Annotated in this window: 16 protein-coding genes; all 16 read right to left on the bottom strand. The window is 29.7% G+C overall.

The window, feature by feature from the left end; genetic code table 11:
* Positions 1 to 71 precede the first annotated feature (71 nt).
* Positions 72 to 1,427, bottom strand: a complete 1,356-nt coding sequence (locus AACQ14_RS05310; RefSeq protein ID WP_339362535.1) for an MATE family efflux transporter — start codon at positions 1,425 to 1,427, stop codon at positions 72 to 74.
* A 97-nt stretch (positions 1,428 to 1,524) separates the two neighbouring features.
* Positions 1,525 to 2,445 (bottom strand): prenyltransferase/squalene oxidase repeat-containing protein, encoded by a 921-nt coding sequence (locus AACQ14_RS05305; RefSeq protein ID WP_339362534.1) that lies wholly within the window; start codon positions 2,443 to 2,445, stop codon positions 1,525 to 1,527.
* A gap of 264 nt (positions 2,446 to 2,709) precedes the next feature.
* A complete protein-coding gene (nadC, locus tag AACQ14_RS05300; protein WP_339362533.1) occupies positions 2,710 to 3,543 on the bottom strand; it encodes a carboxylating nicotinate-nucleotide diphosphorylase in 834 nt (277 codons plus the stop codon).
* Positions 3,544 to 3,570: 27 nt separating this feature from the next.
* On the bottom strand, positions 3,571 to 5,091 hold the full coding sequence (locus tag AACQ14_RS05295; RefSeq protein ID WP_339362532.1) for an L-aspartate oxidase: 1,521 nt from the start codon (positions 5,089 to 5,091) through the stop codon (positions 3,571 to 3,573).
* Between the two features lie 16 nt (positions 5,092 to 5,107).
* Complete coding sequence (nadA, locus tag AACQ14_RS05290; RefSeq protein WP_339362531.1) at positions 5,108 to 6,013, bottom strand: quinolinate synthase NadA; 906 nt, start codon at positions 6,011 to 6,013, stop codon at positions 5,108 to 5,110.
* Between the two features lie 125 nt (positions 6,014 to 6,138).
* Positions 6,139 to 7,947: a substrate-binding domain-containing protein gene (locus AACQ14_RS05285; RefSeq protein WP_339362530.1), complete on the bottom strand. Its 1,809-nt coding sequence runs from the start codon at positions 7,945 to 7,947 to the stop codon at positions 6,139 to 6,141.
* Positions 7,944 to 9,146 (bottom strand): response regulator transcription factor, encoded by a 1,203-nt coding sequence (locus tag AACQ14_RS05280; protein ID WP_339362529.1) that lies wholly within the window; start codon positions 9,144 to 9,146, stop codon positions 7,944 to 7,946. Before AACQ14_RS05280 ends, AACQ14_RS05285 begins: the two co-directional genes overlap by 4 nt.
* 14 nt (positions 9,147 to 9,160) lie before the next feature.
* Positions 9,161 to 10,939 (bottom strand): sensor histidine kinase, encoded by a 1,779-nt coding sequence (locus tag AACQ14_RS05275; protein ID WP_339362528.1) that lies wholly within the window; start codon positions 10,937 to 10,939, stop codon positions 9,161 to 9,163.
* A gap of 123 nt (positions 10,940 to 11,062) precedes the next feature.
* Positions 11,063 to 12,124, bottom strand: a complete 1,062-nt coding sequence (locus tag AACQ14_RS05270; RefSeq protein WP_339362527.1) for an arabinose ABC transporter substrate-binding protein — start codon at positions 12,122 to 12,124, stop codon at positions 11,063 to 11,065.
* 54 nt (positions 12,125 to 12,178) lie between these two features.
* On the bottom strand, positions 12,179 to 13,243 hold the full coding sequence (locus tag AACQ14_RS05265) for a uroporphyrinogen decarboxylase family protein (protein WP_339362526.1): 1,065 nt from the start codon (positions 13,241 to 13,243) through the stop codon (positions 12,179 to 12,181).
* Positions 13,244 to 13,276: 33 nt separating this feature from the next.
* Positions 13,277 to 14,269, bottom strand: coding sequence for an ABC transporter permease (locus tag AACQ14_RS05260; protein WP_339362525.1), 993 nt, complete (start codon positions 14,267 to 14,269; stop codon positions 13,277 to 13,279).
* 1 nt (position 14,270) lies between these two features.
* A complete protein-coding gene (locus tag AACQ14_RS05255; protein ID WP_339362524.1) occupies positions 14,271 to 15,773 on the bottom strand; it encodes a sugar ABC transporter ATP-binding protein in 1,503 nt (500 codons plus the stop codon).
* Positions 15,774 to 15,931: 158 nt separating this feature from the next.
* A complete protein-coding gene (locus AACQ14_RS05250) occupies positions 15,932 to 17,371 on the bottom strand; it encodes an ATP synthase subunit B family protein (protein ID WP_339362523.1) in 1,440 nt (479 codons plus the stop codon).
* A complete protein-coding gene (locus AACQ14_RS05245) occupies positions 17,364 to 18,215 on the bottom strand; it encodes an ABC transporter permease (protein ID WP_339362522.1) in 852 nt (283 codons plus the stop codon). The genes AACQ14_RS05250 and AACQ14_RS05245 overlap by 8 nt, the downstream gene beginning before the upstream one ends.
* A 37-nt stretch (positions 18,216 to 18,252) precedes the next feature.
* Positions 18,253 to 19,173 (bottom strand): ABC transporter ATP-binding protein, encoded by a 921-nt coding sequence (locus tag AACQ14_RS05240; protein WP_339362521.1) that lies wholly within the window; start codon positions 19,171 to 19,173, stop codon positions 18,253 to 18,255.
* Positions 19,173 to 21,530, bottom strand: a complete 2,358-nt coding sequence (locus AACQ14_RS05235) for a hypothetical protein (RefSeq protein ID WP_339362520.1) — start codon at positions 21,528 to 21,530, stop codon at positions 19,173 to 19,175. Before AACQ14_RS05235 ends, AACQ14_RS05240 begins: the two co-directional genes overlap by 1 nt.
* Positions 21,531 to 21,538 lie beyond the last annotated feature (8 nt).

Genomic DNA, 21,538 nt, shown 5'->3' with positions numbered 1-21,538 from the left:
ATGTCATATTAAACATTTATGAATAAGTAATTTATTATATGATACAATCAATAGTATGGACAAATATGGTTCTAGATACTTTTTTCTGAATATAAAACAATTCTATGGTTAAATCTATAGCTATTACTAAAACTTAATATAATATAATTGAATGTAATACCAACATAAACTCCATAAATACCCATTTCTAATGCTATACTTAAAAACCAAATAAATCCTATGCCTATAACATTAATTACTGCTGCATTAAGCAGTACCCATTTATCATCCCCAATACCTTGCAAACTATATTTATATATATTATTAGGTATATTAGATAAACAAGAACACAGTGCAATTATAAAATACTGAAGACTATAGCTGATTAAGTTATAATCATTTGTAATTAACATTACTACATATTCTTTAAAAATCATAAATATAACAGCTAAGCTTATACAAAATATCATTGCTAATCTTAATGAATATTTAGGTATTATAAACATTTTTTCAAAATGCTTTCCTCCATAATTCTTACTAACAAGAGTTAATGCTGTCGAAGCATAAGAATACATTGGCATTAACACGATACTGACAACACTTGACAGTAATGTAAAAATGGATAATTCTAATACTCCAATACGTGATAATATTGCATTAATACATATTACTAATATTGTGGATTCCAATATTTCTTGTCCCATCAAAGCCAGAGAATTTTTTAATAATATGAATCCTTTTTTTATCATATTAATAATTGATAAGATATCCTTAATTATTAATAATTTCTTTATATATATGATACTAATATATATTATTATATTTAATACCAATGATATAACTGATGCAATACCTGCTCCTTTAACTCCCATAGGATTAAATCCTAATTTACCGAAGATTAATATATAATTAAGTATTACATTAGTTATAGTAGCTGTTATATTACCAACAAATAAATATTTAGTTGTATTAATTATTTTAAATAATGATGAAAACATAAACAGTATCATATTCAAACAAATGGTTATGCCAAACAAATTCATGTAAGAAATAGCTTCTTGCAATATTATATCTTGTAATCCAAAAATTATCTGAAGTAATCTATTTCCAAATATTAATAATATAAACCATATTGACAATCCTATGAATATACTGGTTAAAATACCCGATAAAAAATTATCTATTAATTCTTTAGTATTTCCTTTACCTTTGTTTTTAGCTCCAGCTATATTGAATGCTATTGCGATAGCCCCTAACACTCCAGTAATGCTGTTAATGGTTGTACTAATTAATCCAACAGCTCCAAAAGCATCTATTGATATTCTTCCTATCATAGCTGTATCAATAAGTCCTATTAACATACCAATTACCGAATTAAATATAAGGGGTATTGCCATTTTATTAATTTCTTTTATTGTTAGAGTATCTGTTTTTAAATGATTATTCAATTCTTATCTTTTCTCCCTTCTTTTTAACACTTAAAAAAGAAGGGTATTTACAGGCGCATATAACATTTTAATGCCTCCTTATTATTTATGTTATAATTCACTTTTCTATTCGGTTGAATTTGTCCAAAATACATAATCCATTTAAAGTAATAAGTGCAGTCCACTCTACTTTTGCTATTTTCCATTGTTCTTCGTAATCATTCCATGCCCAAGTAGGTATTATTATATTATTCTTTTTAATATTGTCTATATAATAATCTAAATTGGTATTTATGGATTCTTCATCAATACCATATGTTTTATTTGGATTATCAATGAAATCTAGAGGTTTAGGAACATAATCTTCCCATTCATCAACATGTGTATTAGCAAGTTGTCTGATGGCTTTTTCCAATGTACCCTCTAATCTATCTGCTAATTTTTTTGGAAGGGTATGATACAAATCTATATAACAATAAATCTCATGTTGTGATTCAAATACTTCTCTGCTATTTATATTATTTATAGCATATTCTAGTATGTTATCAACGTCTAAATTAGCAACGTATTCTCTATACTTATATAAATATCCAATAAGCTCAGCAGAAGGATTTCCCCAATATTTATCAATTATTGTCATTCCTTTTTCTTCGTCATAATTCCACCATGGTGCATGTGGAAAATCATTCACTTCTCTAGGTACTGCAAACCAACCTTTACGCTCAGGAACATATGTGTTTTCTAGATATGCTATAGCCTTTTTAATCATTAATATTGCTTCATTTTGATTATCGTATCTACTTAGATACCTTAATCCTATAGAAGTTGCCATAGGTGAGGAATACGGTAAAGTAAAATCTGATTCTATGCCATTACCAAACCCTCCGTCAGTATTTTGATATTTCTTCAAGTCATTAATAATATCTAATTCACAAGGTTTAACAAAATAGTTAATAAATAAATGTTGTTCTAATGGTCTACCCTTCTCTAAAATATATTTCTTGCATTTTTCAAATAATTCTTTAGTTAATTGATTCATAGTACGCCCCCTTAAATACCTTTGTTTACTAGATTATAACATTCATAATAATCGTAATGCAATTCATTTATAACAGTTTCTTCTATATTTAAGGTGATATACCTTATTTCAGAATATATTCAATCAAATTATAACCTATAATATACTTAAATCTATGAGCTAAATAGTAAGAACTGATGAGTAACATGATAAATCCACAAATAGCAATTTAATACTTTGCTTTTTGTGGATTTATCATATATATTATTAAATTCTAATCTGATATCAACAAAATTTTATACTAATATCCAAAGCCTTTACTGAATGAGTTAATGCACCCACTGATATTATGTTTACACCAGTTTCAGCTATTTCTTTTACTCTATCTAAATCTACATTTCCAGACGCTTCTAATACAGCTTTTCCTTTTGCAATGGATGCTGCTTCTTTCATCATGTTTATAGTCATATTATCCAACATTATAATATCAGCTTCTGCGTTAAGAGCTTCTTTTAATCCATCTAGGTTTTCTACTTCTATTTCAACTTTCATAGTATGTGGAATTTTTGCTTTGGCAGTTTCTACAGCTTTTTTTATACTACCTACAGCTTTAATGTGATTGTCTTTTATCATGACTGCATCAGATAAATTAAATCTATGGTTATAACCTCCGCCTACTCTTACAGCATATTTTTCTAATGCCCTTAGACCAGGTGTTGTTTTTCTTGTATCAACAATTCTTACAGGCATATTATTAGTGTTATTAACAAAATTATTAGTCATTGTAGCTATTCCTGAAAGTTTTTGTATTATATTAAGTGCCGTTCTCTCACATTTGAGTATACTTTTGGTAGGTCCAGAAATATGAGCAATAATTTCTTTCTTTTCTACAAGATTTCCATCTTTTCTATGAAAATCTATTACAACTTCCTTATCCATTAAATAAAAAACTCGTGAAAACACTTCACATCCTGCAATAATGCCATTGTCTTTAGCAATTAATATAGCATTACTTTTTTGATTATCACTTATTAGTGTATCGGTAGTTATATCACCATAATTCATATCTTCCTCTAGAGCTTTAATAATTATTTCATCAATTTTTTGCTGTAAAACCATTATATCCTCCTTGTTATGTATCAACTATTAATTCAAGTTTATTTGTTTAGTTATCTTTTTGTTCAGATCATCGTTTATTATTGCTTTTATCACTGAAATCATATTTACTTTTTCAATTTCTTCCCTACATATAATATTGGTTTTTTTAGCATTACAGTAAGCCTTGTTAATCTTATTTTCAAGTTGCTTAACCTTAGCAATAGTCCTATCAATGCCAAAATACTGTCCCATCCATTTTGCTATTGTATGCTCATCTTCCATAATTTTATATGAACTATCAACATTAACTATTCTAATATCCTTATCAGTATCTATGATATCATAAATATTTTCCTTGATGTTCCTTGCTATCCTTCTTCCAAAAACTATTGCTTCCAATAGAGAGTTACTGGCTAATCTATTTTTACCATGAACACCTGTACATGAACATTCCCCACATGCATATAAATTATTTATTGATGTCTTGCCTTTGATATCCACCTTTATTCCTCCCATAAAATAATGCATCCTAGGAGCAACTGGTACTAAATCTTTTGCCATGTTTATATTATTTCTTTGACAAAACCCAAAAATAGTTGGGAAACGTAATTTTAGAGCTTCTTCATTCCAATGGGTTATATCTAAATATACGCAGGGTGTGATTTGCTTTTTGATTTGCTGCATTATGGCTAATGAAACTATATCTCTAGGAGCCAGTTCTTTCATTGGATGTACTTTCTCCATAAAACGTTCTCCTCTTTCATTATACAATAAAGCTCCTTCACCTCTTACTGCTTCTGATATAAGAAAACTTTGTTTTAAAGACCTATTATTGTAAAAAACAGTGGGGTGAAATTGTAGATATGACATATTCCTGACAATTCCGTTAGCACGCAGCATCATAGCAATACCATCTCCATTAATACCTTTTGCATTAGTGGTCTGTTCAAACAAATTACCTATTCCACCTGTATTGATAATAGTATACTTTGAAAAGATTGATTTTACCCTTCCATCATCCAATATTAGAATACCTATACTCTTATTAGCATATGTCAATATATCTATTACAAATATATTTTCTCTAATATTAATATTTTTTTTGCTTTTTGCCAAATGATATAGGGCTTCCATAACAGATTTTCCTGTAGAATCTCCTGCTCTAACAATCCTTGATACACTATGAGCACCTTCTTTTCCCAATAGGAATCCATTATTATCTTTATCAAATTCGACTCCTAATTTTTCTAGCTGTATTATGTTGTCCATAGCTTCATTAACCAGTATACTAACAGCTTCAGTATCAGATTCGCCTCTACCACATACCATGGTATCATTAAAAAACATTTCTTTGGTATCATTAAGCTTATCACAAGGGGCAGCTATTCCTCCTTGAGCCAAATATGAATTTGTTTCTTTATAAGGTTCCTTTGCAACTATTGTAACATCTATATCAGAAGGTAACATCAAGGCTGTATACAACCCAGCTATTCCACAACCGACTATAATTACATCTGTATATTCTTTAGGATTGTACTCAGTATCAAAAGGAATTATATATTCTCTCATTCTATTCACCTACAATCTATAGTAAAATCATCTTTTTTAATGCATCATATGCTTTTTTTCTTACTCTCTCATCGACCTCAATGATGTTAGTTTCATTTTCTAAAGCGGCTATAACATCCTTTAGTGTTGTTTTTTTCATATTCATGCAAGTTAACTTCTCTGACAATAATATGAATTCTTTATCAGGATTCTGTTTTTTCAACGTATATAAAATGCCTTTTTCCGTTCCTATAATAATCTTCTTGTCTTTTAGTTTCTTAACTTCTCTTATTATCTCTGACGTACTACCTATAAAATCAGCTTGTTCTACAATCTCAGGTCTACATTCAGGATGTACCAATACAGGAGCAGATGGGTATTTTTCTTTTATATGTAGTAGATTTTGGATAGTTACTCTATTATGTACAATACAAAAACCCTGCCACAAAATCACTTCTTTATCAATTATTTGTTTTCCTACATATGATCCTAGATTCTGATCTGGGACAAATAATATCTTATTGGATTTAATACTATCAGCAACATTTATTGCGTTAGATGAAGTACAGCAAATATCACTCTCTGCTTTAACCTCTGCTGAGGAATTGACATAACATACTACCGCAGCCTCTGGATAGTCTTCTTTTACGCTACGTAATTTCTCTGCCGTTACCATATCAGCCATAGGACATCCTGCTTCTATTACAGGCAGTATCACTTTCTTATCAGGTGAAAGTATCTTTGCAGTTTCAGCCATGAATTTGACACCGCAGAAGACTATTACATCTTCCTTTACACTCATAGCTATTTTTGATAACGCTAAAGAATCTCCTATGTAATCAGCAACTTCTTGTATTTCATCCAGTTGATAATTATGGGCTAGAATGACTGCATTCTTTTTTTTCTTCAACTCAATCAGTTTTGTTTTCAAGTTTTCTTTCATAATATCACCTTTTCTATGAATCAGTCACTTATATGACTTTACATGTGTCTTGTCACTTACAAATATATCATAATATTCCCTAATATGCAATAATCAAAAAATGTATTTATATATATTAAGAAATATTATTTATTTTCTATAACTAATTTATCTTTATTTATAACCTTTTTAGGTGATATACCATTCATGTAATCTCTAACTACTTTAATTAATTGGCTTTGAGTAACAGGGTAAGATTGAACCAAACAGCTAATATCACGATTATTCATGGATGTATCTACTGAATTACATGTTGTAACCATAATTATATCTTTTCCTATGGTCAAACCATAATCTTTTATTGCTTTCAATGCACCATAAGATATATCTTCTTCATGTGTAAATACTACATTGACCTTATCATCATCTAATATACGTGTCATCTGTTTATATGCTTCTTCAAATGATAAATCTGTATCTACTCTATATTTTACATTGATTCTAGAATAACCATTAATCACTTGATTGAAACCTTCCGTTCTCTGGATGGTTGATGCGGACTTGCTATGACCTCTTATCTCAGCTATTACTATATCATTTTTCATATTGTAAACATTATTTACAAGATAACTAGCAGCTAATTTTCCTTGGTCATAATAATCAGAACCAACATATGTTGTCCATAGATTTTCTTTTGAATTCACCATATTATTTAACAATATTATAGGGATATTCTTTTTGTTTGCTATAGTAAGTACTTCATCCCAACCTGAACTAACAACAGGAGATATAGCAATCATGTCTACATCATTATCAATAAGGTTTTTAATTGCCTCTAGTTGTTCAACATGCTGCTGTTTAATAGATAGATTTGAATTAATGTTTCTATATAACAACTCTATGCTTTCTTTCTCAAATGCAGTATAAGTAGTTTCTAAATTAAAGCTATCAGAGGTATACGAGTCAATATACCCAAGTTTGATAGATTCTCTCTTGATAGGCTCACTCTCTATACCAGTCATATTTTCTTTAGTTATTGGTATAGTATTAAGGATAATCTTTCTTGGAATATCATTTTCTCCATTCAATATATCTATTGCATAATCAATTGCCTCTTTTCCTCCTATAGGACATAGAAAAGTTGTATCCAATATTCCTTCTTCTAAATATGATCTATATTTATTGGACATCAAACCTGATACACCAATAAGCTTTATATCTAAATCCTGGGTCTTGGACGCATAATAAGCCCCTAATGCCATAGCATTATTATGGGCAAATACTATATCGAAATCATAAATCTTTTTGAGTAGTTTATTCATTCTTTCTTCAGTTTGACTTGTTAACCATTCACTAGAAATACTTGTTAAAATATTAATATTAGGATGTTGATTGATTATATAGTCAAATCCATGACTTAGTTCAACAACTGAAGGTTCTTCTATAGGTCCTCTAACTTCAATAACCTTTCCTCCATTTTTACCAAGAAGACTTACTACCCTTTCACCTGCTTTTTTCCCTAGAGAATAATAGTCAGGACCAATATAAAGAGTAAAATCATAATTACTCACATCTCTATCCAGAACTATAACTGGTATTTTTTTATTTATTTCACTTAATAAGGGCCCTAGAACATTAGCATCATTTACAGTAATAATAAGCAAATCAATGCCATAATCCATTAACATATTTATATCTTTTACCTGTTTATATGTGCTAGAGCCAGCATTAGTGAATATAACACTAAGGTTATCTATTTTTTCTGCTTCATTTTTCATTTGTTCATTAACCAGTATCTGCCATTCTTCACTTAGATTAGGATGTGACATTCCAATTAAATAATCAATCTGAGGATCTTTTGAACTCTTACTAGTCAAAGAATTGATTATAAAAAATGCAATTATGATTATAGGTATTAATATTAAAATGTGATAACTGAATTTTAATCTTTTCAAATGCCTTCATCCTTCCCATGTCTATAAACAGTAGGTGAAACCCCAGTTATTTTTTTGAATGCTGAACTGAAATAATGCTGTGTACTATATCCAACATTCTCAGCAATCTCATATAACTTTATCGTTGGATTATTCATGAAATCAATTGCTTTACTAATACGTATTTTAGTTAAATATTCTTTAAAAGACATCCCAGTCTCTTTTTTTATTAACCTGCTTAGATAAGCTGCACTTACATTAAGTTCTTTTGAAACTTCAATCAGACTTAAATCTTGGTCATAATATTTTTTTTCTATATAACATTTTGCCAACTGAACTATAGGTGTATATTCAATAGTAGAAATAAGTTGTTTATAAAGATTTTTATAATAATCTGGTAACTCAAAAAAATCATCATTGAGTTTTTGATAAAGTGTCACAACTTCTCTACCTAGATATTTACTGATACTCATCTTGATACTCTTTTCAATATTTAATATCTCATCTTCCTGTGTCATAGGTAATAGTACTACTACAACATCGTTTTCATGAAAAATCAATGCTTGCTTATATTCATCTAATATTTCTTGTAAAATATTTTCTAGACAAAAATTCAATAGGTCCCTTTCCAATTTCACTGTATCTTTGTTTTCAATTTCTAATGGCTTAACTAAAAATAATAAATTTATTTTGCTATAATCAATGTTTAATAAATTAAATTGATTATATACTTTATCAAATGAGATTCTGAAATTTAACCAATCGCTTAAAAACTGCTGTAGGATAGTATTTTTGTTCTTGTGAACTTGATATTTAGCCCAATTGATATATTGATTATTTTTAAGATTTTGTTCCAAGGTTACTATCGCTCTTTTTACTGTTTCCATTAATTCTTTTCTGTTTACTGGTTTTAGAACATAATCGAATATCTTAAGAGTCAGTGCTTTTTTCGCATATTCAAATTCATCATAACCTGATATTATTATTATTATACAGTTAGGCAAGATTTCTTTTATCTGAGTAATTAATTCTAACCCTCCGATAAAAGGCATACATATATCTACAAACATAATATCCGGCCTAAGTTCTTTTGCTAATTGTAGAGCTACTTTACCATTTTCAGCTTCTCCTACAACTTCAACACCCAGCTCTTCCCATTTTAATTTACTTAATCCTCGTCTAATCTTAGGTTCATCATCTGCAATTAAAAGTTTATACACCAAAAACCCTCCCTTTAATCTTGTATAATTGGATGCAATATTTTAATTGTAGTACCGTGTCCTTTGATACTCTCTATTTTTATACCATAATCTTCACCAAAACTTAACTTCAATCTTTCATTTACATTAAACATACCGATTCCATATTTACCTGTTTTGTCTCGAACTTTATTGAACATGTCATTCATCTCATTTATTGTTTCTTTATCTATCCCTATTCCATTATCATTAATAATAAAACATATTTTATTCTCTATTTTAGTTATTTTTATGGAAATATGACCTTTATGCTCACATTCTTTAATACCATGATAGATAGCATTTTCTACAATAGGTTGTATTATTAGTTTAATCACTCTTGATTCCAATAATGATTCATCATAATCTATAGTATAGTCAAATTTATCCTCATAACGAGCCATTTGAATGGTTAAGTAACTTTCAACATGTTTTATTTCATCTTTTAACGTAATTATTTCTTTACCTTTACTAAGGCTGATTCGGAATAGATTAGTTAGGGACGTTACTATTTCAGATATATCATCTGCTTCATAATCTTGTGCCATCCAATTAATGGTATCTAATGTATTATATAGAAAGTGAGGCTTAATCTGAGCTTGAAAAGCTCTTAACTCAGCTTTTCTTTTTTTTCGTTGTTCAATATAAACTATATTAATGAGATTTTTTATTGATTCAATCATCTTATTGAAGCTTTTACCTAACTTACCGATCTCATCATTATACTTGCTTTCAAATCTTACATCAAGCTGTCCATTTTCAGCTTCTGCCATTAATTTTCTTAATTTACTTATTGGTTTTGTCAGAGATCTTGTTAATAAGCCTGATAAAATAATTGCAAGAATTATTATTAAAATACCATATAGAATTATATACATAATGACCTCAATGATTATACTCATTGTTTCATCTGTAGGAAATATACCTATGACATTGTATCCGGTATAGTTAGAATAATTTTTTAGAATCTGATAATTTTTGTTATCAATTGTGTGTAGATTATTTTGTGGCTGCATATCTTGTGTTATTGAAGGATGTATTCTATAGACTATTTTATTTACTGGAGCATAAACCACGTCTCCTTTGTTATCTGCTACATATAGAAAACCACTTTTTCCTAACACGACATTATCAATAATATCCTCAACTACTGATAATTTCATATCAATCATAATAACTCCTCTGAAGTTCTCTTTTGAATCTTTGACTGCTTTTACAATTGATATAACATTATCCGCACTATAATAATCATAGATACTTCTTACATTTCTCCCAATAGGTTTGCTGAATAAATGTATTTCATTTGGGCTATCAACAGCTTTTCTAAACCAGAAATCATTATTAAGAGGAGTGGTTTCAATTTTTTTCATATTATTACTGATATAATTACCATAAGAATCAGTAAATAATATACCAGAAATATCCAACTCCGTTTTTGAATAATTGTTAAATAAATAGAGAATATCGTCTTCTAATATTTTCTTTTCACTATCAGTGGTATAGCTTTGATTTACATATTGTAGAAGAGATTTATCATTAGAAATATAATTTATTGTTTTTTCCATATTACTTATATAGAATTCAATATTATTCTGTACTTGTTTAACCATCTGTAAAGTATGGTCATTAGTAACTTCTTCAAGAGATTTACTGATTCTATTAAAATTTAACCAACTTAAAGTTATAACAGTAAGTAATATTATAATAATATAATTGAACATTATCTTATAGAGAATACTACTATTCCTATATAAATTGACTAATTTTATTTTCAATATTATGTGCTCCATTCTTAATTAGTAATAATGAATCATAGGTTAATAAACATTATTATACCACATAATTCAAAAAAACGGGTGATGAACACCCGTTATAAAAAATACCATTATTAGCACATTTTACTCTGCATATTTACCCATAACCTCTTTATAGTTATCTTTGGTTACTATTATAGCGTCAACTGCATGTTCCATAGGTATTTCTGTACCATTTTTTATATGTTCAATTAAGAATTTTGCAGAATCGCCACCAACAGCTTGTGCTGAAAAATATGTAGCTGCTTTCATAGCAGAATACTCTTTCTTGAATTCACCTTTTGCTAGATATGCACCTAAACCTATTACACAAGAGTCTTTGTCCAAACCAGCTTGCTCTAAAGCTCTAACTCCACCAACAGCTCCTTCGTCATTAGCTGCCATTACCATCCACTTCTTGATTTGAGGATTAGCTGTGATTACACTTGAAGCTGCGGCAAATCCTTTATCAGTCTCACCATTATAATCTGCACGGTAAATCTTGTCTTCTGGGAAATCAGAAATATTCTCAGTGAATTTATCATATTCTCCTTCAGTTCTAGGAACACAGCTAGATACAGTATCCATAGTCAAAAGAAGTAATCCTGCTTCTTCGTCTTTATCTAGTCCATTATCTATTGCATATTTAGCCATCCATTCACCATTAGCTGCTCCGATATTGTAAGCACTAATACCTACCCATGGTGCTAATTTATTACCATCTTCATCTTGTAATGCATCATCAGCTGCAATAACAGGAATACCTGCTTCTTTCAATTTGTTTACAGTTACTTGACTTAGTTGCTGATCTGGTATACATGTTAGAACTCCATCTACTTCCTGTGCAATAACATTATCAATAGCTTGTAGATATGTTTCTGGATTCATTTTTGCATCAATATAAATGAATTCATCTACACCCATTTTTTTACACATTTCTTCCGCAGCTGCACCTTCATCTATAAACCAAACCTGGTCACCAGCTTTGTAGATTCCGGCTATAACTATTTTATCATCTTTCTTGTCAGCTTCTTTTTTATCATCATTCTTTTCAGCTACTGGTTTATTGTCATCTTTCTTTGTATCATTTTTTTCATCCTTAGAACATCCAACAAATAAACTAATAATCAATGTTGTAGCTATTAACAAACTTAATATTTTCTTCATAATAAATACCTCCACTTTTTTTATATTATACATATATTTACTATTTTCTACTATCTATTTCAAAAAATCTTTACAAGCCTGTACATAAGCAATTATATTCTCCCAAGGTACTTCAGGCTCCAACAGATGTGTTGGTGCTACCAATAAACCACCTTTATCTCCTGCTATTTCGAGATTTCTGAATACCTCCTTTCTAACATCCCCTGGAGTTCCAAATGGCATCGTAGATTGTGTACCTATTGTACCATGGAAAGATATTTTATCTCCAAACTCTGAATGGATATCCTTGAAGTCCATACATTCAGGCTGAATTGGATTAAGTACATCAACTCCTGCATCTATTAGATGTGGTATAAAAGGAGTTATGAAACCACAAGAATGATAAAAAACAAAAAGATCTTTATTAATCTTTTTCACTTCACTAATTAAATTCTTCAGTCTTGGTTTTAGCCAAGTCACATACAAATCTTCGCTCATCATAATACTTCTCTGCATTCCTATATCATCACCAATAAACAAAATATCTACTCCAGCATTTACATATGACTTTGCTCTTATTAGATTGATTTCAGATATCTTATCCAAGAGATAAACTGCTTTTTCATCTTCAAACATCATATCCATCATTAATTCTTCCATACCTCTTATATACCAAGAAGCTTCCCATATGGTCATCTGCATATTACCAACAGCTGCTAGACCTGCTTCGTGAATCTGTTCAACCTGCTTTTTTTGGTGGTCATTATTAGCAGATAAAAAATCAGGAAATGGATAATTCTCAAGTTCTTCTATACTAGTTATTTGCTTGAGAGGATTTCTCATATATGTCATATGCTTTGCTGCTTCACTACCTGGTTCATGTCCAACACCCCAATAATCAATCTTGGAGCCTGGTTTCAATGAATCAAAATACTTCAAGTATTTATCAGTATCATTATCAATAAGCTTCATATCATCTACATACTTCCAAGGCATGTTGAAATATTCCATGTAATCCCCTATGTAATCAGTTTTCTTCCTGAATAATTTCTCTAAATCTGGACATAAAAGAAATTCTACAGGTACTTCATCATACCCTTGTCTTTTAAGTAGTGATAATAGATTCTCTCTTCTGTTCATTCCATATACCTCCTTACCTATATCACATGATTATTAACTATTTGCCATACTGCTCTCTAATATCTTTTTATCTCTTCTTCTCTTTCTAAGGAAGTCGAATGTCAATGCAATCAATAATAATAAACCTCTTGCTACATACTGCCAGAAAGTAGGTACATTCAACATTATAAGACCAGTGTTGAATCCTTGTAGTATAAATACACCTAGGACAGTACCGAAAATTGTTCCAACTCCACCAGAGAATGCTGTTCCACCTAATACAGCTGCTGTGATAGCATCAAATTCCAATCCTACACTTGCTGCAGGTTGCCCTGAATTCATTCTAGCCGCTAATAAAGCCCCTCCTAATGCAGCCAATGCTCCATTAACCATATATAGAATCAAAGTAATCCTTTTAGGGTTTAATCCAGCTAATCTAGCAGCTTCTTTGTTACCTCCGACTACGTAAATACTTCTACCGAATCTAGTTTTTGATAAAATTACACCAAATATTATAAAAGAAATTATTAATATTATAACAGGTACAGGAATACCGAATATCCTTTGGCTTCCTAACTTAAGAAAACTATTATTAGTTATAAAGACAGGTTTTCCATTACATATTATATATGCTAAACCTCTAACGATTGACATTGATGCAAGAGTTGCAATGAATGGTTCTAATTTCAAAGAATTAACTGTAACAGCATTGAAAATACCAATTAATATTCCTGCAAGGATAACAATTACCACTGTAACAAAAACATTACCCGTTGAACTTAGAACTACTGCAGCCAATACACTACCAAATGCAGCTACTGAACCTGCTGACAAGTCAACTAACCCTGCAATAACCAAATATGTTTCACCTACTGCAACCAATCCAGTCAATGAAGCTGCAATAAGTATATTTATCATATTTTTATACGAAAAGAAATGTTTATTGAATAAAGAAAATACTGCAATCATAACTATTAACGCTATCAATAATCCTATTCTATCGCTAGGTATCTTTTCTCTTAATGTCTTTAATTTTTGTTTATCCATTTTAATTAACCTCTCCTTCTAACATTGCATAGGCAAGAATTTTTTCTTCTGTCGCCTCTTCTCTCATTACTTCACCTGTTATATATCCATCTTTCATAACAATAATCCTGTCACTTAATCCTATAACTTCTGGGAGTTCAGAAGATATCAGTATGACACCCATACCATTTTTTGCACAATCACATATTAGTTTATAAAATTCTGCTTTTGCACCTACATCAATACCTTTGGTAGGTTCATCTAATATCAGTACCTTTGGATTAGTCGCCAGCCATCTGGCAACAATAGCTTTTTGCTGATTACCACCACTTAATTCAACAATCTTCTTAGTGGCATTAGGAGTTTTAATATTAAAGGTATTAATACTATCCTCAACTAGAACATTTTCCTTTTTTCTATTGATGAAGCCAATTTTATTTATAATATTATCTAGCACAGCAATACTGATGTTATATCCTACAGATAAGTTAGGTAGAATACCTTGAAGTTTTCTATCCTCTGGACATAGAACAATCCCCTTCTTGATAGCTTGCTTTGGAGATTTACTATTGACCTCTTTTTTCTCCAATAGTATTTTTCCACCATTAACTTTGTCAGCTCCAAAAACAGCTCGCATTACTTCTGTTCTACCAGCACCGACAAGTCCTGCGAATCCAAGTATTTCTCCTTCCCTTAGAGAGAAAGATACATCATTTACATCATTAGTTGTCAGGTTATTGACCTCTAATATTGTATCTCCGTAACCTTTACTTCTATCCAATTCGTTAAATATATCTCCTAGATCTCTTCCTACCATCATAGTAATCAAATCGTTGTTAGTCACATCATTTCGTTTAACAAGATCTACGAATTTTCCATCTTTGAATACGACTACTTTGTCTGCTATTCTTTCAAGTTCTTTCATTCTGTGCGAAACATAAATGATTATCTTATTCTCTTTTTTCAGCTTATTGATTATTTCAAAAAGGATTTCTATCTCACTATCAGATAAACTAGCAGTGGGTTCATCAAATGCAATAACCTTAAGATCTCGGCTATATGCTTTCATTATTTCAACCATTTGTTGATGTGCAATACTGATATTTCGAACTTTTGCTCTTGGGTCGATATTAAGACCAAATTCATCAATTATTTTTTTAGCATCTTGGTATAATTTCTTATAATCAATCAATCCGTTTTTCTTGATTGGCTGCTGTCCTAGAAATATATTTTCTGCAACACTTATATCCAATACAATTTGACGTTCTTGGTATATGATGCTTATACCTTCATCTATGGCTTCTTTTGGTGATTTAAAATGTTTTGCTTCTCCATTTAATATGTATTCGCCACTAGTAGGCTGAAAATCACCATTCAAAATTTTTAAAAGAGTTGATTTACCAGCTCCATTTTCTCCAAGAAATGCAAGTACTTCTCCACTGTTGGCTTTAAAACTTACATTATCCAACGCTTTAACTCCAGGAAAGTATTTTGTTATACCTGAAAATTCCAGTATATCTTTCACATTTCAACCTCCTTAAAATGTTATATGTGTATTGCTTAAAAGAAGTATACTAAAAAAAAGAAATTTTGTATTTACAATAAAGTAGAATAATTTATAAAAATATGATATAAAGACAAAAAAAATAATTGACATACGCAATGTCAATTATTTTATATAAATCAATTAAGTCCTGAAAAATATTCTTTTACTACTTCTTGCATTCCTTTAGGAATATCTGATGTATTCATTGATTCATAGGCTTTGCTCTCATATTCACCTATTACCTGGACATATGGTACTTTCTCACCACCTATAGATATCCCTTCTTTAGTCATCTGAATCTGGGAATCATCTTTATTTCCACGCTTACCATTGATATTTTTATCTTGTGTGGAAGCATCTAAGGATTCATTATCTGTTTCGGAATTGGCACTCCCTTTACCCCTTCCCTGTCCTTTTCCATTACTATTTCCGTTACCTTGTTGATTACCTTGCCCACTGCCTTGTCCGTTACCCTGTCCACTCCCCTGTCCATTCTGCGCACTATTAGCCCCTGTACTGGAGCTTTGATTATTATTTTGGGATTTCCCTGGATTACCATTATTACTATTAGAAGAAGCATACTGGCTATTTGACAGTGTTATACTTGTCATTTCCATTTCATTAGCTAAATCCCCTAGAGCATCTTGTAATTGACTGATGTCAAGTCCAGCTAACTTATCTGATAAATCAGCCAGCATATCATTATATTCTTTATCACTCATCTTTTTTGCTTCTTCAATTAATTTATCTATTTCTTTCTTAGCTTTATCAAATTCTTTATCGCTGAGAGCCTTTCCTAATTCCTGTAAACTATTATTTTCCAACATTTTCTTTGCTAATTTTTCGAAATTCTCTTCCTTGGCTTTATTTTTTTTGTGCTCTATGATTTTTTTATTCGACTCAGCTTGTTTCTTATACTCTTTTTCATCATTAATACTTGATATCTCTTTATTGAGCTTTGCTATTTCTTTTTCAAGTTCTTTTTTATCCTTCTCAGTTAAGAAGACATCTTTCTTTATTTCTTTCTTGATTTTCTCTATTTCATCTTTCTCTTCTTCTTTAACAATATGCATTCGTTCTTTTTGTTCTACAATATTTCTATGCCTATTTGGAATTGCCAATATTATAATTAAAATAGTGACCATGGATATGCTCAACACAAATTTTTTAGTAGAAGGTTTTAAGGAAATTATTTTTTTATAGTCGATTTTCCTTAAGTGAGAATAAGCATCTTCTATCTCAATCCTTGCATATGGATTATTACTCTCCATTAATTCAAGAGCAGTTATTGTTCTTTCTTTCAATCCTTTTTCATCAATAATTTTTGCTGTATAATTATTATCCGGTATATTGAATAAAGAGTATACCACTCCTATCAACATACTAATAATCATTATATAAGCTGATTTTATATATATAAATGTTATTGGTGTGATATGAGCTATTATTGCAAGTACAATACATGCAATAACTCCACCAGTAATGCTCAATAGAACATTTTCTATTAACATCTTGTATATTATTTTTCTTCTTACTTTCTTAATAATACTAATTATACTTTCATTAATATCATTCATAGCTGACCTCTTCTATACCTTTTTTCTTTTTTATAGGATTAAGAATATATGCTGAAGCAAAATTTAATCCTACAGATAATAGTATATATAAACAACAACTGATTATTGTAATATTGTCATTTAATGTTATTCCATTCAAGTAGCCAGAAAGCCTGTCTATCCCACCAAATTGCTGTAATAATACCGCCCAAAATGTTATACCTGGATTAATATAATAAAGGAAAAAAGTATTATTCTCAAAATAAGAATAATCCCTTGTCATATACGTATAGATTGCAGGTATCAAGATAGTTCCTATAGTTAAAAACATCATAACTAAGAATGTTAGTACTATTGAAGTTAACGTCTTCTTGAATAGTGTTGAAAAAAATACTCCTAAAGAACCAAAAAAGAATGAGATGATTATAAAAAATGCTACCATACTCAAGATTGATGTTATATTTAGTCCTCCAAATAAGAATACGAACGAAAAAATAGGTAACGATGTAACTATTAACAATAGTACAACACTTACTGTTGTCATTAATTTTCCCATTATTATGGATATAGGTCTCATATTAGTACTAAGAAGTATATCCAAAGTTTGTTTTTCCCTTTCCAGAGATATTGAACCTGAAGCAATTATTGGTACTATAAAAGATATCATTAAAACCTGTATAATCGTAATTGTCATGTATATATTCCTATAATTTTCACTTAGATTATTATTATATACGCTGTATAAAGTACTACTTAACATTACAATAACCCCAAATGCTAATAATGTAACATAAGATACTATCATACCAACACTTTTCCAACTTCTCATTTTTATCTTAGCTTCTTTTAGTATAATTGATTTCATAATTTCATTCCTTCCAAATAAATATTATTTACAATATTTAAGCTTCCTTAGTTACTTCTAAGAATATATCTTCAAGGTTTTGTGTTTTCTTGTTAAGTGTAATAACTGGAACGTCTCTTATAACAAGTTGTTTCAGTAGTTTTTTAATCTGTTCATTATCTCCGTTAATAGAAACTTCTAATTTATTTCCAGTAGGATTAATATCTTGAACAAAATCAATTTCTTTCAATACTGTCTCTGCTTTATCTGGAGAATCACTAACTTCAATTTCTAATACTTTGTTATTGTATACTTTGTTAGTTACTTCTTCTACATTTCCACTAATAACAATTTCTCCTTTATTAATAATACCTATGGAAGTACATACTTCTGATAATTCAGATAAGATATGAGAACTGATGATAACTGTTTTTCCCATGTCTATAAGTGTACATAGTATTTTTTTTAGATCTGCTCTAGCTCTAGGGTCCATACCAGACGCAGGTTCGTCTAGAACTAATAGCTCTGGATTATGAACCAGACATCTTGCTAAACAAAGCTTTTGCTTCATACCTCTTGACAAGCTATCAACAAAAAAATCTGATTTATCCGTAAGATTAACAAGTTCTAGTAGGTCTTCAATCATTTTGTTTCTCTCAGTTCCTTTGATGCCATAAATCGAAGAATAGAATTCTAAATACTCAGTAACCTTAAGATTATCATATACACCGAAGAAATCGGGCATATAACCAATATATTGTTTAGCTCTCCTTATATTCTGTAAAGCATTGATACCATTGACATACACTTCACCAGAAGTAGGACTCAACAGTCCACATACAATTTTCATCGTCGTTGTCTTACCAGCACCATTTGGACCGATAAATCCAAATATCTCACCTTTTTCCACTTTTAAATCTATACCTTTTAAAGCAGTAAATTTTTTATAGTTTTTCTTTAGTCCTCTAATCTCTAACATTATTTTCCAATCCCTTCTATATATATTTCAGGAATGTCAACTTCTCCTTCATCCTCAGATAGAATAACTGCCATTAATATTTCTCCATTACTGTTAATATATTTATCCAGCTCTTCAGCCTCTATAGTAATAGTATCATCAAACTCTTGGTATGTTTCATTATCAGTACCAACAATATAAAATTTAGCATCAATATATTTATTTTTCATATTTGCTATTCTTCTGAATTTTATCTTATTAATATCTATTGTTTCAGTTGGTAATTTGTAATAATAGCTGAACTCTTTGTTACGACTATATATAACATTACTGCTGACTGCGTTATCTATATAAGGTCTAACTGAACCGAATTCAAGAACAATATTAGAACCTTTAACATAGTTAATTGTATCAATAACACTTATCATAGACTTCTCAAAGTTCTTAGTCTTTTTACCGTTGACTTGAAATCCATTAGTGAATTTCTTATCTGTCCATCCAACAAAAATAGCTTCTTCAGTATTTATCGCTTCATAAGTATACATATTAAAATCAATCATCCTGCTATCTTGATATCTATCATTTTTTTCTTTGAAATCGGAAGAACTATCAATATTATCAATTAGATTCCAATAATATTCTCTTAAATAGTCATAATTCCTAATGCCCATATCTTCTATTTTTTTAGTTTCATTTGCTCCCAGATCATCTATCAAATATACTTTGTTCTTGAAATATATTATACAATTTTCTAATCCAAAATCATAATTGTTAGTTATAGAACCTTTTATTTCAGTTCCTTCAGATAATAAGTTCAATTGAATCTTATTTTCCACTGGAATATTTTTCGAAGTTTCTAATTCAAAGTTGTTATTACTGAACACATTAGAATTATAATATTCTATTGATGGTTCAAGACCAGATTTCCAGTTGAAACTTACAGGAAAATCTTTATAATTTTTTATATCCATATTTTTTGACTGGTTATAGGAATAATAGTCATAGCTTTCTAATGGGATCATATATAGACTATCATTGGATTTTATATCCAGCTTTGATTTATCTGTATTCAATACAGTTCCGAAGCTATTATAAGAACCACCTTTTTCAGAGAAATTCAATATGTTGACAACTTGAGTCACTGGTTCTTTAAGCCTAGTGTTCATACCGCTAATATACATGATACCAACAAAAACTATAGATATTACAGGTACCATAATCCACATTAAATGTCTTTTCTTCCTACGCTTAAGCACTAAGTATAGAACAGGTCCAATCAATATAATGTATATACCAATTATTATTATTATTGACCACAACGAAGGAAATTTAAGTCCTGGTATTACATTCAAGAAACTATTTGTACGATTATATCTATAATAGCTATTGGATAGTAGAATTTTCATATCTTCAAATTCTTGTTTAAAGTACTTCTCAAAAAATTTATTATTATGTGTAAAAGATTTCATTGGTTCCATTCCCAAATCAAATGTAAATAAATCAATCATACCTTTACCTTTGTTCATATTATAGACTATATGGTTATCCCCGCTTATAATTGTACTTTTCAATTTGTCACTATTAATTAATGCTATACTTAATAATGAGTGATCATCTGTTTTAGCTTCTTCTGCTACATAATCATACAGAATATCACTATCAATTTCTTTGACGCCATCAATCATATCGATTCCTATGAAATCTTGTAAAAGTGTTAAAGTCTTAGAATAATTGACTCCAGAACCAATTACTAGATGTCCACCATCATTTACCCATTTTTTCAATATATCCAGTTGGTCTTGACTTAATTTGGATAAATCATAATTGTTAATAATTATTACATCCAAAATCTTGCTAGCGAAAATATTACTTGGAAAATTCTGTTCATTAAGTTCAACCTTTACATAATCATTTGATGAATTAATATAACTAAGTTCATCAAAATCGTCTGTAAGAATCCCTAACATTAGGTTATTGTATATTCCCTGGGTATAGGGTATAGTCAGTTTTTCCTCATACATCACTTTGTTATCTTTTCGAAATATTATTTTCATGATTGATAATTCTTCACTAATCCTTGGTATCAAGAATTTCATTTCTTTTGAATTATTCTTCTCTATGGTAACTCGTTGGCTTAATTCCCCATCACTATTATTGTTAACATGATAACGTAATACTACATCACCATCAAAATCATCTGTATTATTTTTCACATGAACAGATACAGGCAAATACTCATTATACTTAAAAATATTGTCATATCCATAGTGTACATCAACCTCAAAATCTCTATATTCTGCAGCCCATGTTTCAATATTAACTTCTACAAATATTAAAATCAAGAATGTACACACTATTAATCTTATTATCCTCTTCATCATCATTC

This window comes from Vallitalea maricola (assembly GCF_036985595.1).
Lineage (GTDB): Bacteria > Bacillota > Clostridia > Lachnospirales > Vallitaleaceae > Vallitalea > Vallitalea maricola.
The sequence above is the reverse complement of the archived record's forward strand: the minus strand, read 5'-3'. Positions and strand labels throughout refer to the sequence as shown.